General features: G+C 70.7%; 23 protein-coding genes and 1 riboswitch. Of the genes, 12 read left to right on the plus strand and 11 right to left on the minus strand.

All coding sequences use genetic code 11. The features are described 5' to 3' along the window. Nucleotides 1–16 precede the first annotated feature (16 nt). The 4 genes from ACFY3C_RS31160 to ACFY3C_RS31175 all read left to right on the plus strand — a co-directional run bounded on the left by ACFY3C_RS31160 (nucleotide 17) and on the right by ACFY3C_RS31175 (nucleotide 3,754). Nucleotides 17–1,555: a PTS transporter subunit EIIC gene (locus ACFY3C_RS31160; RefSeq protein WP_390773146.1), complete on the plus strand. Its 1,539-nt coding sequence runs from the start codon at nucleotides 17–19 to the stop codon at nucleotides 1,553–1,555. A 31-nt stretch (nucleotides 1,556–1,586) separates the two neighbouring features. Further along, nucleotides 1,587–1,802, plus strand: a complete 216-nt coding sequence (locus ACFY3C_RS31165; RefSeq protein ID WP_390773147.1) for a hypothetical protein — start codon at nucleotides 1,587–1,589, stop codon at nucleotides 1,800–1,802. Nucleotides 1,803–1,862: 60 nt separating this feature from the next. Next, nucleotides 1,863–3,014 (plus strand): methyltransferase, encoded by a 1,152-nt coding sequence (locus ACFY3C_RS31170; protein WP_390773148.1) that lies wholly within the window; start codon nucleotides 1,863–1,865, stop codon nucleotides 3,012–3,014. A gap of 170 nt (nucleotides 3,015–3,184) precedes the next feature. Beyond that, nucleotides 3,185–3,754, plus strand: a complete 570-nt coding sequence (locus ACFY3C_RS31175; RefSeq protein ID WP_386573640.1) for a hypothetical protein — start codon at nucleotides 3,185–3,187, stop codon at nucleotides 3,752–3,754. On the opposite strand, the gene ACFY3C_RS31180 is transcribed toward ACFY3C_RS31175, so the two are convergent. The 4 genes from ACFY3C_RS31180 to ACFY3C_RS31195 form a co-directional block, all read right to left on the minus strand. Then, on the minus strand, nucleotides 3,751–5,298 hold the full coding sequence (locus ACFY3C_RS31180) for a carboxylesterase/lipase family protein (RefSeq protein ID WP_390773149.1): 1,548 nt from the start codon (nucleotides 5,296–5,298) through the stop codon (nucleotides 3,751–3,753). The genes ACFY3C_RS31175 and ACFY3C_RS31180 overlap by 4 nt on opposite strands. 99 nt (nucleotides 5,299–5,397) lie before the next feature. Then, on the minus strand, nucleotides 5,398–6,525 hold the full coding sequence (locus ACFY3C_RS31185) for an NADH:flavin oxidoreductase (protein WP_386573642.1): 1,128 nt from the start codon (nucleotides 6,523–6,525) through the stop codon (nucleotides 5,398–5,400). A 145-nt stretch (nucleotides 6,526–6,670) separates the two neighbouring features. Further along, on the minus strand, nucleotides 6,671–6,820 hold the full coding sequence (locus ACFY3C_RS31190; protein WP_390773150.1) for a hypothetical protein: 150 nt from the start codon (nucleotides 6,818–6,820) through the stop codon (nucleotides 6,671–6,673). 75 nt (nucleotides 6,821–6,895) lie between these two features. Beyond that, on the minus strand, nucleotides 6,896–7,129 hold the full coding sequence (locus ACFY3C_RS31195) for a hypothetical protein (protein WP_386573645.1): 234 nt from the start codon (nucleotides 7,127–7,129) through the stop codon (nucleotides 6,896–6,898). Between the two features lie 115 nt (nucleotides 7,130–7,244). Between ACFY3C_RS31195 and ACFY3C_RS31200 the strand changes: the two genes are divergently transcribed. From ACFY3C_RS31200 to ACFY3C_RS31210, 3 genes are all read left to right on the plus strand, one after another. Then, on the plus strand, nucleotides 7,245–8,084 hold the full coding sequence (locus tag ACFY3C_RS31200; RefSeq protein ID WP_390773151.1) for a Scr1 family TA system antitoxin-like transcriptional regulator: 840 nt from the start codon (nucleotides 7,245–7,247) through the stop codon (nucleotides 8,082–8,084). Next, entirely contained in the window at nucleotides 8,068–8,268 is a 201-nt protein-coding gene (locus tag ACFY3C_RS31205) for a DUF397 domain-containing protein (RefSeq protein WP_386573647.1), read from the plus strand. Before ACFY3C_RS31200 ends, ACFY3C_RS31205 begins: the two co-directional genes overlap by 17 nt. Before the next feature lie 701 nt (nucleotides 8,269–8,969). Further along, nucleotides 8,970–9,653 carry a class I SAM-dependent methyltransferase gene (locus ACFY3C_RS31210; protein WP_390773152.1) on the plus strand — a complete coding sequence of 228 codons (684 nt, stop codon included), beginning with the start codon at nucleotides 8,970–8,972 and terminating at the stop codon, nucleotides 9,651–9,653. Between the two features lie 90 nt (nucleotides 9,654–9,743). On the opposite strand, the gene groL is transcribed toward ACFY3C_RS31210, so the two are convergent. The 4 genes from groL to thrC all read right to left on the minus strand — a co-directional run bounded on the left by groL (nucleotide 9,744) and on the right by thrC (nucleotide 13,895). After that, entirely contained in the window at nucleotides 9,744–11,366 is a 1,623-nt protein-coding gene (groL, locus tag ACFY3C_RS31215) for a chaperonin GroEL (RefSeq protein ID WP_386573649.1), read from the minus strand. 326 nt (nucleotides 11,367–11,692) lie between these two features. After that, the gene (locus tag ACFY3C_RS31220; protein ID WP_019057200.1) at nucleotides 11,693–11,899 is read right to left on the minus strand and encodes a cold-shock protein; all 207 of its coding nucleotides are present in this window, start codon (nucleotides 11,897–11,899) and stop codon (nucleotides 11,693–11,695) included. Between the two features lie 440 nt (nucleotides 11,900–12,339). Next, entirely contained in the window at nucleotides 12,340–12,615 is a 276-nt protein-coding gene (locus ACFY3C_RS31225) for a MoaD/ThiS family protein (RefSeq protein ID WP_145876013.1), read from the minus strand. Then, a complete protein-coding gene (gene thrC / locus ACFY3C_RS31230; protein WP_386573651.1) occupies nucleotides 12,612–13,895 on the minus strand; it encodes a threonine synthase in 1,284 nt (427 codons plus the stop codon). The genes ACFY3C_RS31225 and thrC overlap by 4 nt, the downstream gene beginning before the upstream one ends. Before the next feature lie 17 nt (nucleotides 13,896–13,912). Further along, a riboswitch (SAM riboswitch) is annotated at nucleotides 13,913–14,054 on the minus strand. A gap of 158 nt (nucleotides 14,055–14,212) precedes the next feature. Here thrC and ACFY3C_RS31235 point away from each other — a divergent pair. After that, nucleotides 14,213–15,157, plus strand: coding sequence for a glucosyl-3-phosphoglycerate synthase (locus ACFY3C_RS31235; protein ID WP_386573652.1), 945 nt, complete (start codon nucleotides 14,213–14,215; stop codon nucleotides 15,155–15,157). An 86-nt stretch (nucleotides 15,158–15,243) separates the two neighbouring features. Continuing rightward, nucleotides 15,244–16,662 (plus strand): trehalose-6-phosphate synthase, encoded by a 1,419-nt coding sequence (locus ACFY3C_RS31240; RefSeq protein ID WP_390773153.1) that lies wholly within the window; start codon nucleotides 15,244–15,246, stop codon nucleotides 16,660–16,662. Nucleotides 16,663–16,687: 25 nt separating this feature from the next. On the opposite strand, the gene otsB is transcribed toward ACFY3C_RS31240, so the two are convergent. From otsB to ACFY3C_RS31255, 3 genes are read right to left on the minus strand one after another with little or no spacing between them, the layout of a single operon-like run. Further along, the gene (gene otsB, locus ACFY3C_RS31245; RefSeq protein WP_390773154.1) at nucleotides 16,688–17,521 is read right to left on the minus strand and encodes a trehalose-phosphatase; all 834 of its coding nucleotides are present in this window, start codon (nucleotides 17,519–17,521) and stop codon (nucleotides 16,688–16,690) included. A 49-nt stretch (nucleotides 17,522–17,570) separates the two neighbouring features. Continuing rightward, entirely contained in the window at nucleotides 17,571–17,795 is a 225-nt protein-coding gene (locus ACFY3C_RS31250; RefSeq protein WP_386573657.1) for a DUF3263 domain-containing protein, read from the minus strand. Between the two features lie 34 nt (nucleotides 17,796–17,829). Beyond that, nucleotides 17,830–19,074, minus strand: a complete 1,245-nt coding sequence (locus ACFY3C_RS31255; protein ID WP_390773155.1) for an extracellular solute-binding protein — start codon at nucleotides 19,072–19,074, stop codon at nucleotides 17,830–17,832. A 139-nt stretch (nucleotides 19,075–19,213) separates the two neighbouring features. Here ACFY3C_RS31255 and ACFY3C_RS31260 point away from each other — a divergent pair, with 139 nt between their 5' ends. From ACFY3C_RS31260 to ACFY3C_RS31270, 3 genes are all read left to right on the plus strand, one after another. Further along, on the plus strand, nucleotides 19,214–20,155 hold the full coding sequence (locus ACFY3C_RS31260; RefSeq protein ID WP_390773156.1) for an ROK family protein: 942 nt from the start codon (nucleotides 19,214–19,216) through the stop codon (nucleotides 20,153–20,155). A gap of 80 nt (nucleotides 20,156–20,235) precedes the next feature. Then, the gene (nagA, locus tag ACFY3C_RS31265; protein WP_386573867.1) at nucleotides 20,236–21,363 is read left to right on the plus strand and encodes an N-acetylglucosamine-6-phosphate deacetylase; all 1,128 of its coding nucleotides are present in this window, start codon (nucleotides 20,236–20,238) and stop codon (nucleotides 21,361–21,363) included. Nucleotides 21,364–21,481: 118 nt separating this feature from the next. Further along, on the plus strand, nucleotides 21,482–22,411 hold the full coding sequence (locus ACFY3C_RS31270; protein ID WP_390773157.1) for a 1-phosphofructokinase family hexose kinase: 930 nt from the start codon (nucleotides 21,482–21,484) through the stop codon (nucleotides 22,409–22,411). Nucleotides 22,412–22,429 lie beyond the last annotated feature (18 nt).

Below are 22,429 nucleotides of genomic sequence, written 5' to 3' on the forward strand. Positions count from 1 at the left end.
GCCGCACGCTCGGGGCGTGCGCAACGACCCCGCCTCCATCGCAGCCGCCGTCCTCGCCCGGGTCGGCGGCCCCGCGAACGTCACGTCCGTCGCCCACTGCATGACCCGGCTCCGGCTGGGCGTCGCCGATCCGGCGGCGGTGGACGGGGAAGGGCTGCGGGGGCTGCCCGGAGTGCTGGGGGTCGTCGCGGACGGGGAGTCGTCCTTGCAGGTCGTGCTGGGGCCGGGGGTGGTCGTCGAGGTCACGGCGGCCGTGCAGATCCAGGTCGACGAGGTCGCCGAGGTCGATGCGGTCACCGCAACGGCCGCGACCTCGGGTGCCGCGACCGCGCAGACGCGGGTCGGCGAGAGCACGGCGGCTGCGAAGCCCCAGGTCGGCGATCAACCGGTCGGTGATCAACCAGCCAGTGGTCAACCGGTCAGTGATCTACCGGTCGATGCGGCCGGCCGCGAGTTGAAGGAGCAGCTCCGGCAGCGCAATGCCACCCCGTTCAAGACCGCTCTGCGCCGCGTCGCCGCCGTCTTCGTGCCGCTCATCCCCGCCCTGATCGGCTGCGGCATCCTCGCCGGGATCAACGGGCTGCTGGTGAACGCCGGATGGCTGCCCGGGCTGACCCCCGCCCTGGCCGCCGTCGCCTCCGCGTTCATGGCGCTGATCGCGGTGTTCGTCGGGTACAACACCGCGAAGGAGTTCGGCGGCACGCCGGTGCTGGGCGGGGCCGTGGCCGCCGTGGTCGTCTACCCGGGCGTGGCGAAGGTGACGGCGTTCGGGGTGCAGCTGGCGCCCGGCCAGGGCGGGGTGCTCGGCGCACTCGCGGCGGCGCTGCTGGCGACCCGGGTGGAGAAGTGGTGCCGGGGCCGGGTACCGGGTGCGCTGGACGTGCTGCTGACCCCGACCGTGACCGTCCTCGTCTCCGGCCTGGTCACGCTGTACGGCCTGATGTACGCGGCCGGCGTGGTCGCCTCGGCGATCGGTACGGCGGCGAACTGGCTGCTGGCCACGACCGGAGCCCTGGCCGGACTCGTCCTCGGCGGCCTGTTCCTGCCCCTCGTCATGCTGGGTCTGCACCAGGCGCTGATCCCCATCCACGCCACCCTCATCGAGCAGCAGGGCTACACCGTCCTGCTCCCGCTGCTGGCCATGGCGGGCGCCGGCCAGGTGGGCGCGGCGCTGGCGGTGTACGTCCGCCTGCGCCACGACGTCTCCCTGCGTACGACGATCAGGTCCGCGCTCCCGGCGGGACTGCTGGGCGTGGGCGAGCCGCTGATCTACGGGGTGTCCCTGCCACTGGGCCGCCCGTTCGTGACGGCGTGCGCGGGCGGCGCGGCCGGCGGGGCCTTCATCGGGTTCTTCGCGATGCTCGGGGACAAGGTGGGGGCGACGGCCATCGGCCCGTCGGGCTGGGCCCTGTTCCCGCTGCTGGCGGGGAACAGGAGTCCGGGGATGACGGCCGCCGTCTACGGGGGCGGACTGCTCACCGGTTACGCGGTGGGGTTCGCAGCAACGTACTTCTTCGGTCTTCCCCGCGGCTCCCGTGCCGCCGCATCGGCGTGACGCACCGTCGGGACCGGTCGTTGCCCCGGGCATGATGAACAAGCTTCTGGCCACCGCCGCCCTGACCGCCTGCGGCGCCGCCCTGGCCACCCCCGCCCACGCCGACGACCACTGGACCGCCACCGCGACCGCCCTGTGCGCCAGTGACCTCGTCGTGGCCCCGGCGGCCAAGGCCGTCTCGCCCCTGCCCCTGACCGACGCCGCCCCCGCCTGCGGCAAGGAAAGCCTCATCCGCAACGGCGGCTGACGGAACGGCACCGGTCACTCGGCCGGCCTTTGGCGTCCTCCCGCAGGGGAAGATGAAGAGGTGAGTACAGATCAGACTGTTCGCTGGCTGGAGAGTTCGGGAGAGGAGCGCTGCGCCCTGTGGCGATCGGAGAGCGGTGCACCGCCGCCGAAACGGGTGGTGACAGCCGATGACGACATGAACGCGGACACCGCGTTCCGCTTAGCGTGCGAAGGAACCTCGCTGTTATGGCGCGGCGACTTCCGCAATGCGCGTCAACTGCTGCTGGCGATGGCCCGCCGCGCCGACCGGAAGCGGCCCAAGCCGGGCACGTCACCTGGGCAGAGCTTCCACCTGTACCGTCAGGCGCAGTCGCGGCGTGCACGGATCCTCGGCATGCTGCTGTTGCCGGTCGCGGAGGGACATGTCATCTCGCTGCGACGGGCTCCGGACGTGCGGCTGGCCTGCGAGCAGGCGTACGGACAGGGTCACGAGCCCTATGTGGTGTCACTGCGCGAGCTGCAGGGGGTGGTCGGGGCCGGTGAATGGCGCAAGAGGGGGGTCCACGTACCAGCGCTGGGGGAGCCGATCACGCCGCACTTCGGCGTGTTCGCCCCGGTGCGGGGCGAATACGTCGATCTGGTGGCCGAAGCACCGCTGCCGCCGCAGGGCACGGCCTTCGACATCGGCACGGGTACGGGCGTGCTCGCTGCCGTTCTGGCCCGGCGCGGTGTCCGGCGCGTGGTGGCCACGGACTGCGATGCGCGTGCGCTTGCCTGCGCGCGAGAGAACATCAGCCGCTTAGGACTGTCCCCCGTCGTGGACATTCAGCAGGCAGATCTGTTCCCCGCCACTCCGTCCTCCGCCGCCCGGGCATCCCTGATCGTCTGCAACCCTCCGTGGCTTCCCGGACGGGCCCGGACCTCACTCGAACACGCCGTCTACGACCCGGGAAGCCGTATGCTTCGCGGCTTCGTCGACGGGCTTTCGGCGCATCTGGCCCCGGGCGGTGAGGGCTGGCTCATCATCTCCGACCTCGCCGAGCGCCTCGGACTCCGCTCACGAACCGAGTTGTCCGAGCTGTTCGCCGCGGCCGGCCTGAGAGTGGTGGGGCGTATCGACGCACGGCCGCGTCACCCTCGCGCCCACGACCCCGCCGATCCGCTCCACGCCGCACGGAAGGCCGAGGTGACATCGCTGTGGCGGCTCGCAGCGAGTCCGGACGCCCACTGAACGCGTGCACACCGGAAGCCTGACGGCCTGAACTCCAGAGCCGGTCAGGCTTCCGGTCGCCTCCAGTCGCCGAACAACTCCGACCCGCTGACTCGACGAGAAGCCCAGGCCACCGGCGCGCGACGCCCTGCTGGGCCCCGCCCGAGCCGTCCCGCGCTACCGTCGACACCATGAACCACGCCCAGCTCACCGCCCTCGGCCGGGCCCTGCGGCTGCTCGGGGAGCACGGGGAGGCGCTCACCGGGGACACCCCGGATGCCCGGTTGTACGAGGTCAAGGCCGATCTACGGCGGGCCCTCGACCTGCTGGAGGAGAGCGTCGGGGCCGGTGCCCCCTCGACCCGGTGCCCCGAGCATCCGCACGGGCCCGTCGACGAGAGCGCCCCCGATCTGTGCCTGCTCTGCGAGACCCGGCGCCGGGCCGCCCGGCGCTCGGAGTTCCAGGGCAGGCCCAGCGCGGCCGAGCCCATCGCCACCGCCCCCTCCCGTTACGGCGTCCGGGCCGACCGCCCCCAGCCCCAGCAGCGGTGGCTGCCGGAGGCCTGGAACGGGCGCGAGTGGGAGCTGTGCGGGACACCCCGGCGGGACCGCCGCGAGGCCGAGGCGTATCTGGCCGCCCAGCGACGCGGCTCCCGGCCCGCCATGGCGTACCGGCTCGTGCACGAGTTCACCGACTACGAGGTGCTGCGGATCTGGGGTACGCCGGTGCACGTCGACATCGAACCCCTGGGGAACCTCTAGCCCAGCAGCGGCAGGGGCAGGAAGTCGTAGCCCTCCCAGAGGCGCCTGCTGCGCTCCTCCGGGTAGGCGGCGACCGTCGGCTCGGCGTCCAGGATCTGCACCGGGCGGGCCTCTGTGTCGTACGCCGGCCAGCCCGGGTCTCCGGTGCGGGCGAACGACGTCCACGCGCGGCGGAAGCGGGTGGACAGCTCCTTCGCCTCGTCCGGTATGTCCGTCCCGGGGAAGAGCAGCCCGCCGAGGAAGTCGCGGTACGTGCCGAAGAGCAGGGCTACGTCCAGGACGTGGCACGCGCCCAGGACACCGCCGCTGCCCGGCGCCTCCCAGGTCAGTTCGTAGACGTGGGCCCTGCCGCCGCCCGCCAGCTGGGCCTCGGCGAGATGCAGGCTCGGCATCCCGAACAGCCAGTCCGTCTGGACCCGTTCGAACAGCTCGTTCGGCGAGGCGTCCGGGAAGGCCGAGCGGTAGGCCTGTTCGCCCGCTTCGCCGCCCGGGGCGAGCATCCGCAGCGCCGCTGTCGCCCGGTCCTCCGTGATCTTGCCGAGCATGCCGCCCATGGCCAGGAACAGACGGAACTCGTCCCGGTTGTGGCCCACCAGGAGATCGACGTCCCTCGCCGCGCCCGCCGCCAGAGCCTGCCAGGGGGTGCTGGGCAGGATGTCGCCGTCGACGACCGGGGAGAACGGCGTGGCCGTCGGTGCCGCCTGACCCCATCGGTCCGTGTACTGGAGCATCTTGGCGCCCAACGCCTGTCCGGCACCGACGAGTTCACGGGGGTCCACCGCGGCCAGATCCGCCGCCGTCGGCTGCCGCCCCGCCTCCGCCGCCAGCGCCCCGGCCATGTCACGCGCCAGCTCGGCGGAGAAGAACGTGCCCGGCAGGCTCTGTGCCACCGCCCGCCGGAACAGTCCTCGGGCTCTCGGCATCGCCAGCAGCGAGGCCACCGAGCCCGCTCCGGCCGACTCGCCGAAGACCGTGACCTGGCCGGGGTCGCCGCCGAACGCCGCGATGTTCTCCCGCACCCACTCCAGGGCCGCCACCTGGTCCAGCAGGCCCCGGTTCGGCGGCGCGCCCTCCAGAAGGGCGAAGCCCTCCATGCCCACCCGGTAGTTGAAGGTGACCACGACGACGTCGCCGTCCCGGGCGATGCGCTGTGCGTCGTAGCCGGGCTGGCCGGTGTGGCCCATCTTGTACGCGCCGCCGTGGATCCACACCATGACCGGGCGGCCGGCGGACGAGTCCGGGCCGGGCGTCCACACGTTCACGGTCAGCCAGTCGTCACCAATGGGGCCGGTCATCCCACCCCCCTGGACTCCCAAGTCCTGCGGAGGCGGGGGTCCGAAGGCGTACGCCTCCCGGGTGCCGTGCCAGGACCGGGCCGGGCGCGGGGCCTGGAACCTGGCCTCGCCGACCGGGGGTTCTGCGAAGGGGATGCCTCGGAAGACCGCCAGACCGTCCTCGTGGCGGCCGCGCACCGCGCCGGAGGCGGTGCGCACCACAGGTCCGGCGGTCTCCGCCGCCCGGGCCCCGGACTCGCTCGTCGTCATGCTCGCTCCTCACTGGTCATCAGGGGAACGGACGGGAGCGATCACAAGTGCCCGGCGAACTGGGCTACTTCAACCCAGGTCGGCCGAGGTCAGCTGAGGTCAGCTGAGGGTCTTCAGCGCGGCCGCGTCGTACGGCTTCAGCTCGTCGAAGCGGTCCGCGAGCACCTTCGCCGCCCACTCCGGGTCCTGGAGCAGCGCACGGCCGACGGCGACCATGTCGAACTCGTCGGCCTCCAGGCGGTCGAGCAGGTTGTCGATGCCCTTGACCGGGGAGCCCTCGCCCTGGAAGGCGTTGATGAAGTCGCCGTCGAGGCCGACCGAGCCGACGCTGATGACCTGCTTGCCGGTGAGCTTCTTCGTCCAGCCCGCCAGGTTCAGGTCGGAGCCGTCGAACTCGGGCAGCCAGTAGCGGCGGGTGGAGGCGTGGAAGACGTCTACGCCGGCGGCGGCCAGCGGGGTGAGGATCGCCTCCAGCTCCTCGGGGGTCTCGGCGAGGCGGGCGCCGTAGTCCTGCTGCTTCCACTGCGAGTAGCGGAAGAGGATCGGGAACTCGGGGGAGACGGCCTCGCGGACCGCCGCGACGATCTCCGCCGAGAACTTGGTGCGGGCCACCGGGTCGCCGCCGTACGCGTCGGTGCGGCGGTTGGTGCCGGCCCACAGGAACTGGTCGAGGAGGTAGCCGTGGGCGCCGTGCAGCTCGACGCCGTCGAAGCCGATGCGCTCGGCGTCGGCGGCGGCCTGGGCGAACGCGGCGACGACGTCGTCCAGGTCCTGCTGGGTCATGGCCTTGCCGGTGGGCTCGGCGCCCTCGGTGACCAGGCCGGACGGGCCGACCGCGGGGGCGTCCGCGAACGGCGGCTCGCCCGCCTTGCGGACCATGCCGATGTGCCACAGCTGCGGCACGATCGTCCCGCCCGCCGCGTGCACGTCCTCAGCGACCTTCGCCCAGCCGGCCAGCTGCTCCTCGCCGTGGAACCGGGGCACACGGTCGCTCTGCCCGGCCGACTCGTGCCCGACGTACGTCCCCTCGGTGACGATGAGACCGACACCGGCGGCGGCACGGCGCGCGTAGTACGACCGCACGTCCTCGCCAGGGATGCCGCCCGGGGAGAACATGCGGGTCATCGGCGCCATCACGATCCGGTTGGGGACCGTGAGCCCGTTGAGGCTGATCGGGCGGGAGAGGATCTGGGCCGCGCGGGAGGCGGGAAGCGTCGTGTCGGTCACGTGGGGGCTCCTCGGGTGTTGCTCGGTCTGACCAGATGGTATGTGCACACGCATTGTTGCACCTCCTCAAAGAACCCCCTATGCGGTGCGGCACATTCCGAATCCGGGCTGCCCTCGTTGTGATCCCGGCCACACCCGCCGGTCGTCAGGGCAGCTCGGCCGCCGGGCGTGAGCGGGCGTCCTGGTTCAGTCGCCGCACCTTTTCGCGCAGCACCTCGTCCGGCGCCACCTCCCCCAGCTCCTCGGGGGGGACAGTCCCACTCCCGGCCGCCGCCCACGGGCCGAAGCTGCACATAACCTCCTACGCGCGCCATTACCTCGCCGATCCGCCCGCTCCGTACATCGACGGCGTACGTCCCGATCTCCCCGGTCACGCATCCCCGCCCGACCGCCGCAGCACCGCCGCCAGCCGCGAGGCCACACCCAGGTTGCAGCGGCCCAGGTCGACGAGGGCGTAGGGGTGACCGTGGGCGCCGGTGACCGGGTCGATCCGCAGCGAGGGGAGGATGATCCCCACGTCGTGCAGGGCCGTGCGCAGTCGCTCTACGGCTTCCGCTGCGGAGCGGGCGGGTCGGTCGTCCGCCGTCATTTCCTTCGCATCCATTGCGCCAATTCCTCCACGGTGGGTATTCACGTTCGCTACACAGCGTGGCCGACAGCACTCTAACCTGGCCAGATAGGGCGCCCCAACAACCTCTGCTGTCAGACCGGGAGTTGCCATGGCAGGACCGAAGGACCTCGATCCGTCGTCGTCGCCGCGCGCTTTGCTGGGTGCCGAGTTACGGCATGCTCGCGAGCGGAAGGGGCTGAGTCAGGAGCAGTTGGGCCAACGGCTGTTCGTGAGCGGGTCGTTCATCGGGCAGTTGGAGGCGGGGACTCGGCGGATGCAGCCGGAGTTCGCGCGGATGCTGGACGAAGTGCTGGGGACGGGTGGCTTCTTCGCCAGGAACTGCAAGGCGGCGGCCAAGTCGAAGTATCCGGAGCACTTTGAGGTAGTGGTGGAGTCGGAGACTCAGGCCACGACGATCAGGGAGTACACGCCGCTGCTGATCCCCGGGCTGCTCCAGACGCCCGCGTACGCGCGGGCCGTGAACCGCGCATACGACCCGACGACACCGGACGAGACCATCGAGGAGTGGTTGGAAGGCCGGATGGCGCGGACCCGTATGCTCGACCACCCAACAAAGCCAGTGTTGTGGGCGGTGCTTGACGAGGCCGCGTTGCGCCGGGAGACCGGTGGTCGGGCGGTGATGGCGGAGGCTCTGCGCCACGTGGCCGGGCTGGCTCGGCGGAGCCGGATCATCATGCAGGTGCTGCCGTTCAGCGCGGGTGCACACTCGGCGATGCAGGGCGCCCTGAAGCTGATGGAGTTCGCGGACGCCCCTCCACTGGTCTACTTCGAGGGGGTACGCACTTGGCGACTGGAGGACGACCCGGCCACCGTCACCCAGCTGAGGTTCGTGTACGACCTCCTCGTGGCCTCCGCGCTCTCGCAAGAGCAGTCCCTGGCCCTAGTCGAGGCGTTGGCGGAGGATTACGCCCATGAGGAACATCCCTGACTACGACCTGAGCACGGCCGCATGGATCAAATCGAGTTACAGCGGTGGCGGCGGCGACAACTGCCTCGAAGTTGCGGTCGGCCACCCCGCCCTCATCCCCATCCGAGACTCGAAGAACCCCCAAGGACCGAAGCTCTTCTTCAGCTCGGTCACCTGGGCTGCCTTCACCTCTTCTCTCAAGTGACCGTTGGGGCCGGGTCCCGGCCGGGGTTCGCGAGCAACGGTCGGCTGCGAGGGGACCCTCGGCTGACGGGCGCGGTCGCGCCTCGCCAGCACGCCGGGCCGGCTTGGCGGCCTGCGGGCGAGTGGGGGAAGGAAACCGGCCGATGGACCTGAGTGGTGCGAATGGGCCGACCTCTGCCTCGTCTGACCTGCCTGACCAGGGCATTTGCCGGGGCTGGTGGCCCGAATGCACCAATCACTCGGTGAAGCGAGGCTGAAGGGGCCTGTGTGACGGGCGGGACTCGGAGAACAGGTGCATCGCCCCGCCCACCGGCCGCAAGCCGCCAACCCGGCCCGGCCTGCCCCAACCCAGCGTTCGCGCCCCACCCACCGGCGGCCAGCCGCTATGCCAGCCCGGCGTGCAGGCGAGGCGCGAACGCGCCCCTCCGCCAACGGCACAAGCGCAGCACGCCCAAGGGCCAACCCCGCCAACGGGCCACTGCTCCCCGGCCGCCCGCTCGCTTCTTCCCCGTGCTGGAGCGGACCGGGTCAAGGGTGGGCCGCAGGCCCATCGCCGAAGGCGACGCGCAGCGCCCTCGACGCGGGCCGTGGAAGCACGACAATCGCCGAGCAGCGGGCGGCCCGACGGTCACTGGCCAACTCCCGAGGCTCAGGCCTCGCATCCCCGCCCTGCGAGTTGACTTCACTACGCAGACTGACCGTATGCCGAAACCCCCACTGATCTCCGCGAGCGACGAGCTGGAGCGGTCCTCCGTCGTAGCCAACAACTCCATGAACCGGGAACGCGGGCTCACCGGAGTCAACAGCTACGCCCGCGAGTTGGGCTTCGATCCCGTTGCCCGGCTGGCCGGTCGTCCCGCTCCCTCCTGGCTGGACCTGTGCAGTGGTGAGGGCCGGGCCCTGCGGGAGGCGGCCGGTGCCCTGTCGAGGGACGCTGTGCTCACCGCCGTGGATCTCGTGGGGCCGCTCGCGCCCGGGGCGCCGACACCGCCCGTCCTGGAGGAGATCGTCGCCTCCGTTTCCTCTTGGGCGCCCTCACGGACGTACGACCTCATCACCTGCGTACACGGTCTCCACTACATCGGCGATCAGCTGGGGCTCGTCTGCCGGGCCGCCTCCTGGCTCGCTCCCGACGGGCTGTTCATCGCCCACTTCGACCCCGACTCCATCCGCTGGGTCGATGGCTCACCTGCCGGGCGGGCCGTTCTTTCCGCCCTCCGCGCCGCCGGGTTCCGCTACAGCTCCCGGCACCACCGCCTCACCCTCGATGGCGCCCGCGACATCCGACCGCCGTTCCGCTACGTCGGCGCCGATCCCTCCGCCGGGCCGAACTACACGGGTCAGCCCGCAGTGGGTTCCTATTACGCGGAGACCCGCGTCGGCTGAGCCCTGAACACGCCCGAGGGCGGCACCCCCAGCCAGAAGCTGGACGTACCGCCCTCGGTCCGAAGGACAGGCGATCAACCGTCAGGTCGATCAGAAGTCCATGTCACCGCCCGGCATGCCGCCCGGAGCGGCCGCGGCGGCCTTCTCCGGCTTGTCGGCGATGACGGCCTCGGTGGTGAGGAACAGCGCGGCGATGGAGGCGGCGTTCTGCAGGGCAGAGCGGGTCACCTTCGCCGGGTCGATGATGCCCTCGGCGATCATGTCGACGTACTCGCCCGTGGCGGCGTTCAGACCGTGGCCGACGGCCAGGTTGCGCACCTTCTCCACGACGACGCCACCCTCAAGACCACCGTTGACGGCGATCTGCTTCAGCGGGGCCTCCAGGGCGAGCTTCACGGCGTTGGCGCCGGTCGCCTCGTCACCCTCCAGGTCCAGCTTCTCGAAGACGCCCGAGGTCTGCAGCAGGGCCACGCCACCACCGGCGACGATGCCCTCCTCGACGGCGGCCTTCGCGTTGCGGACGGCGTCCTCGATGCGGTGCTTGCGCTCCTTGAGCTCCACCTCGGTGGCGGCACCGGCCTTGATGACCGCGACACCGCCGGCGAGCTTCGCCAGGCGCTCCTGCAGCTTCTCGCGGTCGTAGTCGGAGTCGCTGTTCTCGATCTCGGCGCGGATCTGGTTGACCCGGCCGCCGACCTGCTCCGAGGAGCCGGCACCGTCGACGATGGTGGTCTCGTCCTTGGTGATGACGACCTTGCGGGCGCGGCCCAGGAGGTCCAGGGTCGCGTTCTCCAGCTTGAGGCCGACCTCCTCGGAGATGACCTCGCCGCCCGTGAGGATGGCGATGTCGCCGAGCATGGCCTTGCGGCGGTCACCGAAGCCCGGAGCCTTGACGGCGACGGACTTGAAGGTGCCACGGATCTTGTTGACGACCAGGGTCGACAGGGCCTCGCCCTCGACGTCCTCGGCGATGATCAGCAGCGGCTTGCCCGACTGCATGACCTTCTCCAGCAGCGGGAGCAGGTCCTTGACCGAGCCGATCTTGGAGTTGGCGATGAGGATGTACGGGTCCTCGAGCGACGCCTCCATGCGCTCCATGTCGGTCGCGAAGTAGGCGGAGATGTAACCCTTGTCGAAGCGCATGCCCTCGGTGAGCTCAAGCTCCAGACCGAAGGTGTTGCTCTCCTCGACGGTGATGACGCCTTCCTTGCCGACCTTGTCCATGGCCTCGGCGATCAGCTCGCCGATCTGGGTGTCGGCGGCGGAGATGGACGCGGTGGAGGCGATCTGCTCCTTGGTCTCGACGTCCTTCGCCTGCTCGAGGAGTGCGGCGGAGACGGCCTCTACGGCCTTCTCGATACCGCGCTTGAGGGCCATCGGGTTGGCGCCGGCGGCGACGTTGCGGAGGCCTTCCTTGACCAGGGCCTGGGCCAGGACGGTCGCGGTCGTCGTGCCGTCACCGGCCACGTCGTCCGTCTTCTTCGCGACTTCCTTGACCAGCTCGGCGCCGATCTTCTCGAACGGGTCCTCGAGCTCGATCTCCTTGGCGATGGAGACACCATCGTTGGTGATCGTGGGGGCGCCCCACTTCTTCTCGAGGACGACGTTGCGACCCTTGGGGCCGAGCGTCACCTTGACGGCGTCCGCGAGCTGGTTCATGCCGCGCTCGAGGCCGCGCCGCGCCTCCTCGTCGAACGCGATGATCTTGGCCATGTGAAGTGGTCCCTCCAGGACTGGGGGTGATTCCTTCGGACCGCGCCCGCGCCCGCGACGGACGGCTCGCCGACCTGTGGTTCCTTGCCCCACCTGGCCTGCGGGCCTCACCGACCCGGTCCTTCTTTGTCACTCTCACCTTCAGAGTGCTAACGCCAATGATTAGCACTCGGCACCCCCGAGTGCAAGCGCCTCGGGGGTGCCGGGGGTGCGCTCAGCCGCGCGCGAACAGGGGAGCGCCGGGCATGACGAAGGGCCCGCACCCCGGGAGGTGCGGGCCCTTCGAAGATGAAACAGAAGAACGTCGGTGTCAGTCGACGCGTGCTTCAGCTGGTCGCCAGCCGGACCATGTCCGCCTGCGGGCCCTTCTGGCCCTGCGAGATCTCGAAGTCGACCCGCTGCCCCTCTTCCAGGGTGCGGTAACCGTCCATCTGGATCGCGCTGTAGTGGACGAAAACATCCGCACCACCGTCGACCGCGATGAAGCCGTACCCCTTCTCCGCGTTGAACCACTTGACGGTGCCCTGAGCCATGCCTAACTCCCCTATTACTGGCCCTTGCACAGATCCACACTTCGCGGACCCGGGTCAGACCTCACCCCCCATTGGTCGGGGGCGTGCGCCGGAACGCGTCGACCGCGGCTGAATGTATCTGTCCAACTGCCCTCTGCAACAGGTCAATCGGACGAGAATTCTGGACGAGCCCGATCCGGAATCTGCCGAGAATTCGTCCGAATTCAGGGCAAGTCGGGCTCCAGAAAAGGCGCAAAAGGCGCATACAGCCCGTGCACTTTGGCTGCTTCTCACCGGGCGTAAGGCATGATTCCGGGGCTTGCGACCCGCAGACCCGGCGCGCGTTCCCCAACTGTACCGCGCTCAATCACGCAGAATGGCCCCCTCCGCTTCTCTCACGGAGGAGGCCATTCGATGAACATTCAGTAACCGCGGTTACCGTAGGTAATGGTCGCTTTTGATCAGCCGCCGGCGACCGCGGGAATGATGGAGACACCGGCGCCGTCCGGGGTCGCCGTCTCCAGCCCCTGCTCGAAGCGGACGTCGTCGTCGTTGACGTACACGTTGACGAAGCGGCGCAGCTTGCCCTGGTCGTCCAGCACGCGGGCCGCGATGCCCGTGTGGTTCTTCTCCAGGTCCTGGATGACCTCGGCGAGGGTCCCGCCCTCGGCGGCGACCTCGGCCCGGCCACCGGTGTAGGTGCGCAGGATGGTGGGGATGCGAACGGTCACGCTCATGCGAGGCCAGCCTCTCGGAAGGAGTCCAGGGTCGGACGGATGGTGGCGGTGAGACCCGTGCCGGCCACCGCGTCGAGGGTCTTGAGGCCGTCACCGGTGTTGAGGACGACCGTCGTCAGGGTCGGGTCCAGCACGCCGGCCTCGATCAGCTTCTTCGTCACGCCGACCGTCACACCGCCGGCGGTCTCCGCGAAGATGCCCTCGGTCCGGGCCAGCAGCTTGATCGCGTCCACGACCTGCTCGTCCGTCACATCCTCCACCGCGCCACCGGTACGGCGGGCGATGTCGAGGACGTACGGGCCGTCGGCCGGGTTACCGATCGCCAGCGACTTGGCGATGGTGTTCGGCTTCTGCGGGCGGACCACGTCGTGACCGGCCTTGAAGGCGGTGGACACCGGCGAGCAGCCCTCGGCCTGCGCACCGAAGATCTTGTACGGCCTGTCCTCGACGAGCCCGAGCTTGATCAGCTCCTGCAGACCCTTGTCGACCTTCGTCAGCTGGGAGCCGGAGGCGATCGGGACCACGATCTGGTCCGGGAGCCGCCAGCCGAGCTGCTCGCAGACCTCGTACGCCAGGGTCTTCGAGCCCTCCGCGTAGTACGGCCGCAGATTGACGTTGACGAAGCCCCAGCCCTCGCCGGCCGGGTCACCGATCAGCTCGGAGCAGAACCGGTTCACATCGTCGTAGTTGCCCTCGATGCCGACCAGCTCGCCGCCGTAGACCGCGGCCATGACGACCTTGCCCTGCTCCAGGTCGTGCGGGATGAACACGCAGGAGCGCAGGCCCGCGCGGGCGGCGGCGGCGCCGACGGCACCGGCGAGGTTGCCGGTCGAGGAGCAGGAGAGCGTGGTGAAGCCGAAGGCGCGCGCGGCCTCCAGGGCCTGGGCCACCACGCGGTCCTTGAAGGAGTGCGTCGGGTTGCCGGAGTCGTCCTTCACATACAGTCCGCCGGTGACGCCCAGCTCGCGGGCCAGGTTGTCGGCCTTGACGAGCTTGGTCCAGCCCGGGTTGATGTTGGGCTTGTCGGCCACGTCGGCGGGGACGGGCAGCAGCGGCGCGTAGCGCCAGATGTTCGCGGGACCGGACTCGATCCGCTTGCGCAGCTCTTCGGTGTCGTAGGCGGAGAAGTCGTAGGCGATCTCCAGCGGACCGAAACACTCCTCGCAGGCGAACACCGGCCCGAGGGGCACCCGGTGACCGCACTCGCGACAGCTCAGCGCCGCGGCGGGGCCGAGGTCTACGGTGGGATTGCTGGTGCTTGCAACTGTCTGCACAGCCATGGAGGCGAGGCCCTTTCTCCTCATCTTCCTCACGACGCATCTCGCCGTGAGACGGATTTGGCACCTTCCCTAGCCGGGAGCCTCGCTGGAGAACGAGAACCGACTGGAGGGTTGCCGGGGCTTCATCGGGCCGTTTCCCTCTGCCCCTCTGGATGAGCTGTATGCGGTTGTCAACGCTCGTTGACCCTGACATGCGATGGTCACCGGCGTTGTTCAAGACTGTAACCGAAGGCCAGGACAGTTGAGATAGTCGTCCGAACCGCGAGATGGATCACACGGTCACGCCATGTGATCACGACAGTGAGGAGCCGCAGACCGTGCTGGAAGAAGTCGAGCGCTGGCTGGCCACCCGCTCCTGGTCCGTGACCGATCGTCCGCTCCACCGGATACTCGCCGCCAAGCAGCGCACCGGTCAGTCCGTCTCCGTCGTCCTGCCCGCGCTGAACGAGGAGGAGACGGTCGGCGACATCGTCGCGATCATCCGTCACGACCTCATGCAGCAGGTCCCCCTCGTCGACGAGATCGTCGTCGTCGACTCCGGGTCCACCGACCGCACCTCCGAGGTGGCCGCCTCGGCGGGCGCCCGGGTCGTCCACCGCGACGAGATCCTCCCGCGCATCCCGGCCGTCCCCGGCAAGGGCGAGGTGCTGTGGCGCTCGCTGCTGGTGACCAGCGGGGACATCATCTGCTTCATCGACGCCGACCTGAAGGAGTTCTCCTCCGACTTCGTCTCCGGCATCGTCGGCCCGCTGCTCACCGAACCGGACGTCGACCTGGTCAAGGCGATGTACGACCGCCCGCTCGGGGGCGCAACGGGGCAGGGCGGCCGGGTCACCGAACTCATGGCCCGTCCGCTGCTGAACATGCACTGGCCGCAGCTGGCCGGTTTCGTGCAGCCGCTCGGCGGCGAGTACGCGGCCCGCCGCTCGCTGCTCGAACAGCTCCCCTTCCCCGTCGGCTACGGCGTCGAGCTGGGCATGCTGGTCGACGCCCTGCACCTGGTGGGCCTGGACGCCCTCGCCCAGGTCGATGTCGGCGTGCGCAAGCACCGCCACCAGGACGGCCAGGCACTGGGCCGGATGGCCGCGGCGATCTACCGCACGGCCCAGCTCAGGCTCGCCCGGGGACACCTCGTCCGGCCGTCCCTCACCCAGTTCGAGCGGGGCGAGGACGGGTTCGAGCCGCGCACCTACTCGGTGGACACCGAGGAACGGCCACCCATGGCGGAGATCGCGGAGTACGCGGCGCGCCGGGTGGCGTGAGGGGCGCACGAGAACGGCTGTATACAGCCCCCTTCCGGGGCAGACCGTACGTTTGAGCGTTTCCGGGCCGGGCTAGGTTGAGGACCATGGCTTCCGCGCACACTGCTGATGTGCTGGTCGCGTCCAACCGCGGCCCGGTTTCGTACGAGGTGCACGAGGACGGCTCGCTGCTCGCCAAGCGGGGCGGCGGCGGGCTGGTCTCGGGGCTGTCGGCCATCGGGCCGAACCACAATGCGGTGTGGGTGTGCGCCGCGCTGGGCGGCGGTGACCGCGAGGCGGTACGGCGCGCGGACGGCGGGCTGCTGCCGGCCGAGGAGACCGGCGGGCAGCGGGTGCGGATGCTCGACATCGACGCGACCGTGTTCACCGACGCGTACAACGGCATCGCCAACTCGGTGCTGTGGTTCGTCCACCACATGCTGTACCAGACCCCGCTGGAGCCGATCTTCGACGCGGAGTTCCGGCAGCAGTGGGCGTCGTACGAGGCGTACAACCGCGCCTTCGCCGAGGCGCTGGCCGAGGAGGCGGCGGACGGCGCCGCGGTGCTCATCCAGGACTACCACCTGGCCCTCGCCCCCCGGATGCTCCGCCGGCTCCGCCCCGACCTGCGCATCGGCCACTTCTCGCACACCCCGTGGGCCCCGCCGGACTACTTCCGCCTGCTGCCCGACGACATCGCGGCCGAGCTGCTGACCGGCATCCTGGGCGCGGACCGGGCCGCGTTCCTGACCCGGCGGTGGGCGGACGCGTTCACCGACTGCTGTCACGCGGTGCTGGGCCCCGGCATCCCGTCCGGGACCCGGATCGGTGTGCACGGGCTCGGCGCGGACGCGGACTTCCTGCGTGAGCGGGCGCACCGGACGGACGTGGACGAGCGGATGGCCAGGCTGCGGGAGGAGATCGGCGAGGGGCGCCGGACGATCGTCCGGGTGGACCGCACCGAGCTGTCCAAGAACATCGTGCGCGGGCTGCTGGCGTACCGGCAGCTGCTGGAGGACCACCCCGAGTGGCGCGAACGGGTGGTCCACCTCGCCTTCGCCTACCCGTCCCGGCAGGACCTCAGCGTCTACCGGGAGTACACGGCCGAGGTGCAGCGGGTGGCGGAGACGATCAACTCCGTATACGGGACCCCGGGTTGGACGCCGGTCGTGCTGCACGTCAAGGACGACTTCGCCCGTTCCCTGGCCGCGTACCGGCTCGCGGACGTGGCGCTGGTCAACCCGATCCGGGACGGCATGAACCTGGTCGCCAAGGAGGTGCCGGTGGTCTCCGACGAGGGGTGCGCGCTGGTGCTGTCGCGGGAGGCGGGGGCGTACGAGGAGCTGGGCGAGGACGCGATCGTGGTGAACCCGTACGACATCGGGGGCACGGCGAGCGCGTTGCACGAGGCGCTGAGCCTGCCGGCGGGTGAGCGGGCGGAGCGGTCCAAGAGGCTGGCTGCTGCAGCTACTGCGTTGCCTCCGGCTCAGTGGTTCCTGGATCAACTTGGTGCACTTGAGCGGTGATTTCCGGGCACCTGGCAGGCGCTGATCACGCCATGTGTGCTGCCAGCGCCCGCAGCAGTGCTACGACTCCCGCCGGGCCGTCCACCACCACGTCCGCCCGTTCCGCCAGTTCCGTGACCTCGGTGCTGCCGCTGCAGACCAGGAGGCCGGGGATGCCGTCGGAGCGGAGTTTGTCGACGGCCGCGTAGGCGGGGAGGTCGCCGAGGTCGTCGCCGGCGTAGAGGACGGACTGGGCGCCGGTGGCGCGGATGTGCTCCAGGAGGGCGACGCCCTTGTCCATGCCCGGCGGGCGGAGTTCGAGGACCAGCCGGCCGGGCTCGACGATCAGGCCGTGCCGGGTGGCGAGGTCGGCCAGGGGGTCGCGCAGGGCCTCGAACGCGGCCTGCGGGTCGTCGGCGCGGCGGGTGTGGACGGCGACGGCGCGCCCCTTCTCCTCGATCCAGGTGCCGTGGCCGGCGCCGACGCGGTCCAGGAGACCCGGCAGCTCGGCTCGGACCGCGGCCACGCCGGGGTGGGGCGGGGGTGCGGTGACCGTGTTCGTCGCGGCGTCCCAGCGTTCGGCGCCGTAGTGGCCGAGGACGACGAGGTGTTCCAGGCCGGGGGTGCCCGCGAAGCCGCCGTGCTGGACCGCCACCTCGGCGGGTCTGCCGGTGACCACGGCGACCGAGGCGACCTTGGGGGCGAGGGTGGCCAGTGCGGGGACGGCGTCGGGGTGGGCTCGGGCCTGCTCGGGGTCTTCGACGATGGGGGCCAGGGTGCCGTCGAAGTCCAGGCCGATCACTGCGGTGCGGGGCTTTTCGAGCAGCGCGGCAAGTCCATCCCGGCCGGCCTGGGTCACCGGGGTCGGCAGAAGGTCCATACGGCGACAGTATCCAGGGCGGACCGTGGTCACTCCTGGCAGCAGAACCTCAGCGTTCGGACCGGCGTGCCGCCCGGACCCGGCGTAGGCGGTTTACCGTCACCGGGTCCAGGGACAGGGCCCGCTCGTCGTCAAGGAGGGCGTTGAGGAGTTGGTAGTAGCGGACCGGGGGCAGGCCCAGTTCCTCGCGGATGGCTCGTTCCTTTGCGCCGGGGCCGGGGAAGGTCCGGCGCTCCAGCGCGAGGATGGCCTTTTCGCGGGTGCCCAGTTCCATGGGGCCACCGTAATGCCGGGCAGTGACAGCCCGGTCAGTTCGTGTCGCTGCTGTCCGCCTCGGTCGCCGTCGCCTGGAGGCGGGACAGGACTCCGGCGGGGCTGCCGCCGGGGGTGACCGCCTGGCCGATCTCCTTCTTCACGGACGCGCTGACCGTCGCCCAGGAGGTCTTGCCTGCGGGGTACAGCTCGGAGATCGGAAGCTGGTCGAGGAAGGGGCGCAGGTCCTTGTCGGGGGCGGAGTCCGACTCGGTCATGGTGTTGGACGCGGAGCCTGTGACCGGGAGGAGTCCGTACTCGCGGGAGAAGGCCAGGACGTTCTTCTCCTTGTAGACGAAGTCGAGGAAGTCGCCTATCTGCTCGGCGTGCCCGTGCTGCTTGAAGCCCATCATCCAGTCGGCGACACCCATCGCGGCCTTGGCCTTGCCGGTGCGGCCCGGCATCGGGACCATGCCGAACTGCACACCCTTCTTGGCGGCCTGCTGGATCAGCGTGGGATGCCCGTTGAGCATGCCGACCTGCCCGTCGGCGAAGGCGGCGAAGGCGTCCGCGCGGTTGAGCTTGCCGGGGGCGACCGGACCGGTCAGGCCCTTGCCGACCAGGTCGTCCTTGAGCCAGGTGAAGGTCTCGACGTTCTGCGCCGAGTCGATGGTGTAGGTGCCGACGTCGTCGGTGTAGCCGGCACCGCCGCTCAGCAGCCACTGCATGGTCTCGGCCTGCGCCTCCTCGGAGCCGAGCGGCAGCGCGTAGGGGTACTTCACCCCCTTGTCCTTGAGGGCCTGCGCGTCGGCGGCCAGCTCGCTCCAGGTGGTGGGCGGGGTGATGCCGGCCTTGGCGAAGAGGGTCTTGTTGTAGAAGAGCACCCGGGTGGAGGCGGCGAACGGGATGCCGTACTGCACGTGCTTCCACTCGCCCGCGTCGGAGAGCTGGGAGAGGAAGTCGGCCTGGGTGCGGATCGAGAGCAGGTCGGAGACCTGGTAGAGCTTGCCCGCGGCCGCGTAGTCGGCGTAGGCGCCGATCTGGGCCAGGTCGGGAGCGTCCCCGGCGTCGACCATCTCCTTGACCTTGCGGTCGACGTCGTTCCAGGAGTAGACGCTGATTTCGACCTTCACACCGGAGTGCTGGGACTCGTACGCCTCGGCCAGCTTGTCCCAGTACCTCTTCGAGCTGTTCGCCGAGGAGTCGCCGTAGTCGGCCGCGACCAGTCTGAGGGTCACGTCGGAGGAGCCCGTACTCCCGCAGCCGCCGAGGACCGCCGTCATGCCCAGTGCGGACACCACCGCGATCGTTCCTGCCGTACGCCGACGCACCCTCAAAGCCCCAACCCTGCTGTCTGACCGTTCAATATGTGGACACATAAGGTCTACACCACGCGAGTGGACTAGACCTCTTGCGGGTCCGCGGGCCACACTGTCCCCCGTGAGACATGTCATCGCCCTGGACGTGGGCGGTACCGGGATGAAGGCGGCCCTCGTCGGAGACGACGGCGCACTGCTGCACCGCGCCCGCCGCGCGACCGGCCGCGAGCGCGGGCCCGACGCGGTGGTCGAGACCATCCTCGACTTCGCCACGGAGCTACGCGCGTACGGCGTGGAGCACTACGGCGAACCGGCCGCCGCGGCCGGCCTCGCGGTCCCCGGCATCGTCGACGAGGAGCACGGCGTCGCCGTCTACGCGGCCAACCTCGGCTGGCGGGACGTACCCCTGCGCGCCCTGCTCGCCGACCGGCTCGGCGTACCCGTGGCGCTCGGCCACGACGTGCGCACCGGCGGGCTCGCCGAGGGCCGGATCGGCGCGGGCAAGGGTGCCGACCGGTTCCTGTTCGTGCCGCTGGGCACCGGCATCGCCGGCGCCATCGGCGTCGACGGGCGGGTGGAGGCGGGAGCGCACGGCTTCGCCGGCGAGATCGGCCATGTCGTCGTACGGCCCGGCGGGACCCCGTGCCCCTGCGGGCAGCGCGGCTGCCTGGAGCGGTACGCCTCCGCCTCCGCTGTCAGCGAGGCGTGGGCGGCGGCCTGCGGGGACCCGGAAGCGGACGCGGCCGACTGCGCGAAGGCCGTCGCGTCCGGTGACCCGAACGCTGTCCGGGTCTGGCAGGAGGCGGTGGACGCGCTGGCCGACGGGCTGGTCACCGCGCTCACCCTGCTGGACCCGCGCACGCTGATCATCGGTGGCGGCCTGGCCGAGGCGGGGGAAGTGTTGTTCCAACCGCTGCGGGACGCCGTCCGGCGACGGGTCACCTTCCAGAAACTCCCGTCCATCGTCCCCGCCGCCCTCGGCGACACGGCCGGCTGCCTGGGCGCGGGACTTCTCGCCCGGGATCTCCTCAACCACACCGACCCTACGGAGGTAACCCACTGATGGCAGCCGACCCAGGGGCGCGGGACGCCTCGACATGCGGCTCCGCCGCGTGGGCGCGATCAGCCCCCACCGGCCCGCAGGTGCTCACCGGCGCGAAGGTGGTCCTCCCCACCGGAACCGTGGAGAGCGGGCAGGTGGCAGTCGATGGCCGGCACATCACCGGTACGGCCCCGGCGAACGCTCAGGTGATCGACGTAACCGACCACTGGGTAGTCCCCGGCTTCGTCGACATCCACAACCACGGCGGCGGCGGAGCCTCCTTCTCGGGCACGGTGGACGACGTGCTGAAAGCCATCCGCACGCACCGCCTGCACGGCACCACCACCCTGGTCGCCTCCACCGTCACCGACGAGATGGATCTGCTGGTGCAGCAGGCGGGGCTGCTGAGCGAGCTGGCCGAGCAGGGCGACATCGCGGGTATCCACTTCGAGGGGCCGTTCATCTCGCCGTGCCGCAAGGGCGCGCACTCCGAGGAGCTGCTGCGCGACCCGGACCCCTCCGAGGTGCGCAAGCTGATCGACGCGGGGCGCGGCAAGGCGAAGATGGTCACCCTCGCCACCGAGCTGCCGGGCGGCATCGACTCCGTACGGCTGCTCGCGGAGCACGGCGTGATCGCGGCGATCGGGCACACGGACGCCACCTACGAGCAGACGGTCGAGGCCATCGACGCGGGCGCCACGGTCGCCACCCACCTCTTCAACGCCATGCCGACGCTCGGCCACCGCTCCCCCGGCCCGATCGCCGCCCTGCTGGAGGACGAGCGGGTGACGGTCGAGCTGATCAACGACGGCACCCATCTCCACCCCGCCGCGCTGGAGCTGGCGTTCCATCACGCGGGGGCCTCCCGGGTCGCGTTCATCACCGACGCGATGGACGCGGCCGGCATCGGCGACGGCCGCTACATGCTCGGCCCGCTGGAGGTCGAGGTCAGCGAGGGTGTGGCCCGTCTGGTGGAGGGCGGCTCGATCGCGGGCTCCACGCTCACCCTGGACCGCGCGTTCAAGCGGGCGGTGACGGTCGACAAGCTTTCGGTGGAGGACGCGGTCGCCGCTCTTTCGGCCAACCCGGCCCGTCTCCTGGGCCTCTCCGAGCGCATCGGTTCCCTGGAGCCCGGCAAGGACGCCGACCTGGTGCTGCTGGACGCCAAATTCGACCTGAAGGGCGTGATGCGCAGGGGTGAATGGGTGGTGGCGCCCCAACTGCCCTGATCCGTTCCCCGCTTCGCCAGTCGGCGGCCGATCCTCGCACTGGGCCGGCCGCCGTCTCTTTGGCATGATCGGGGCCCCGGAACCGATGGCACGCGGACTTCGAGGGAGGTCGGCCCGGGTGATCCTCACGGTCACACTGAACACCGCTCTCGACATCACCTATCGCGTACGGTCCCTGCGGCCGCACGCCTCGCACCGCGTCTCGGACGTCATCGAGCGGCCGGGCGGCAAGGGTGTGAACGTGGCGCGGGTGCTGGCGGCCCTCGGACACGAGGTGACGGCCACCGGTTTCGCGGGCGGCGCCACCGGCCAGGTGCTGCGCGAGCACTTGACGGCCACGCCAGGCGTGACGGACGCCTTCGTCCCGGTCGCCGGTCCGACCCGCCGCACGATCGCCATCGTCGACGAACTGTACGGCGACACGACCCAGTTGAACGAGCCTGGCCCGCAGATATCCCCCACCGAGTGGGGCGTCTTCCTGGACCGCTACGAGGAGTTGCTGGTCCCCGCCTCTGCGGTGGCCCTCTCCGGCAGCCTGCCACCGGGGGTACCGGTGGGCGCGTACGCGGGCCTGATCCGCGCCGCCCGCGCCGCCGGCGTCCCCGTACTCCTGGACACCAGCGGCGAGCCCCTGCGCCGTGGGGTCGCGGCCCGCCCCGACATCATCAAGCCCAACACCGAGGAACTGGCCGAACTCACCGGCTCCCACGAGCCGCTGCGCGCCACCCAGGACGCCCGCCGCCGCGGCGCCCACGCGGTGGTCGCCTCCCTCGGCCCGGAAGGCCTGCTCGCGGCAACCCCCGAAGGCCGCTGGCGCGCCGCCCCTCCGGCCCACCTCCACGGCAACCCGACCGGCGCGGGCGACTCAGCGGTCGCGGGCCTGCTGTCGGGGCTGGTGGAGCGGCTCTCCTGGCCGGAGCGGCTGGCCCGCGCGGTCGCCCTGTCGGCGGCGACCGTACGGGCGGCTGCGGCGGGAGAGTTCGACTGGGGGGCGTACGAGGCACTGCTGACGCGAGTGGCAGCGACAGGCGAGGTAACCGGGGCCTGAATCCTACGGACTATGGCC

Source organism: Streptomyces sp. NPDC001410 (assembly GCF_042895235.1).
GTDB lineage: Bacteria > Actinomycetota > Actinomycetes > Streptomycetales > Streptomycetaceae > Streptomyces.

Coding starts and splice junctions, on each gene's coding strand:
- ACFY3C_RS31165 (WP_390773147.1), top strand. CDS start 1,587: ATGATGAACAAGCTTCTGGCCACCGCCGCCCTGACCGCCTGCGGCGCC.
- ACFY3C_RS31175 (WP_386573640.1), top strand. CDS start 3,185: ATGAACCACGCCCAGCTCACCGCCCTCGGCCGGGCCCTGCGGCTGCTC.
- ACFY3C_RS31180 (WP_390773149.1), bottom strand. CDS start 5,298: ATGACGACGAGCGAGTCCGGGGCCCGGGCGGCGGAGACCGCCGGACCT.
- ACFY3C_RS31190 (WP_390773150.1), bottom strand. CDS start 6,820: ATGTGCAGCTTCGGCCCGTGGGCGGCGGCCGGGAGTGGGACTGTCCCC.
- ACFY3C_RS31195 (WP_386573645.1), bottom strand. CDS start 7,129: ATGGATGCGAAGGAAATGACGGCGGACGACCGACCCGCCCGCTCCGCA.
- ACFY3C_RS31200 (WP_390773151.1), top strand. CDS start 7,245: ATGGCAGGACCGAAGGACCTCGATCCGTCGTCGTCGCCGCGCGCTTTG.
- ACFY3C_RS31205 (WP_386573647.1), top strand. CDS start 8,068: ATGAGGAACATCCCTGACTACGACCTGAGCACGGCCGCATGGATCAAA.
- ACFY3C_RS31210 (WP_390773152.1), top strand. CDS start 8,970: ATGCCGAAACCCCCACTGATCTCCGCGAGCGACGAGCTGGAGCGGTCC.
- groL (WP_386573649.1), bottom strand. CDS start 11,366: ATGGCCAAGATCATCGCGTTCGACGAGGAGGCGCGGCGCGGCCTCGAG.
- ACFY3C_RS31220 (WP_019057200.1), bottom strand. CDS start 11,899: ATGGCTCAGGGCACCGTCAAGTGGTTCAACGCGGAGAAGGGGTACGGC.
- ACFY3C_RS31225 (WP_145876013.1), bottom strand. CDS start 12,615: ATGAGCGTGACCGTTCGCATCCCCACCATCCTGCGCACCTACACCGGT.
- thrC (WP_386573651.1), bottom strand. CDS start 13,895: ATGGCTGTGCAGACAGTTGCAAGCACCAGCAATCCCACCGTAGACCTC.
- ACFY3C_RS31240 (WP_390773153.1), top strand. CDS start 15,244: ATGGCTTCCGCGCACACTGCTGATGTGCTGGTCGCGTCCAACCGCGGC.
- otsB (WP_390773154.1), bottom strand. CDS start 17,521: ATGGACCTTCTGCCGACCCCGGTGACCCAGGCCGGCCGGGATGGACTT.
- ACFY3C_RS31250 (WP_386573657.1), bottom strand. CDS start 17,795: ATGGAACTGGGCACCCGCGAAAAGGCCATCCTCGCGCTGGAGCGCCGG.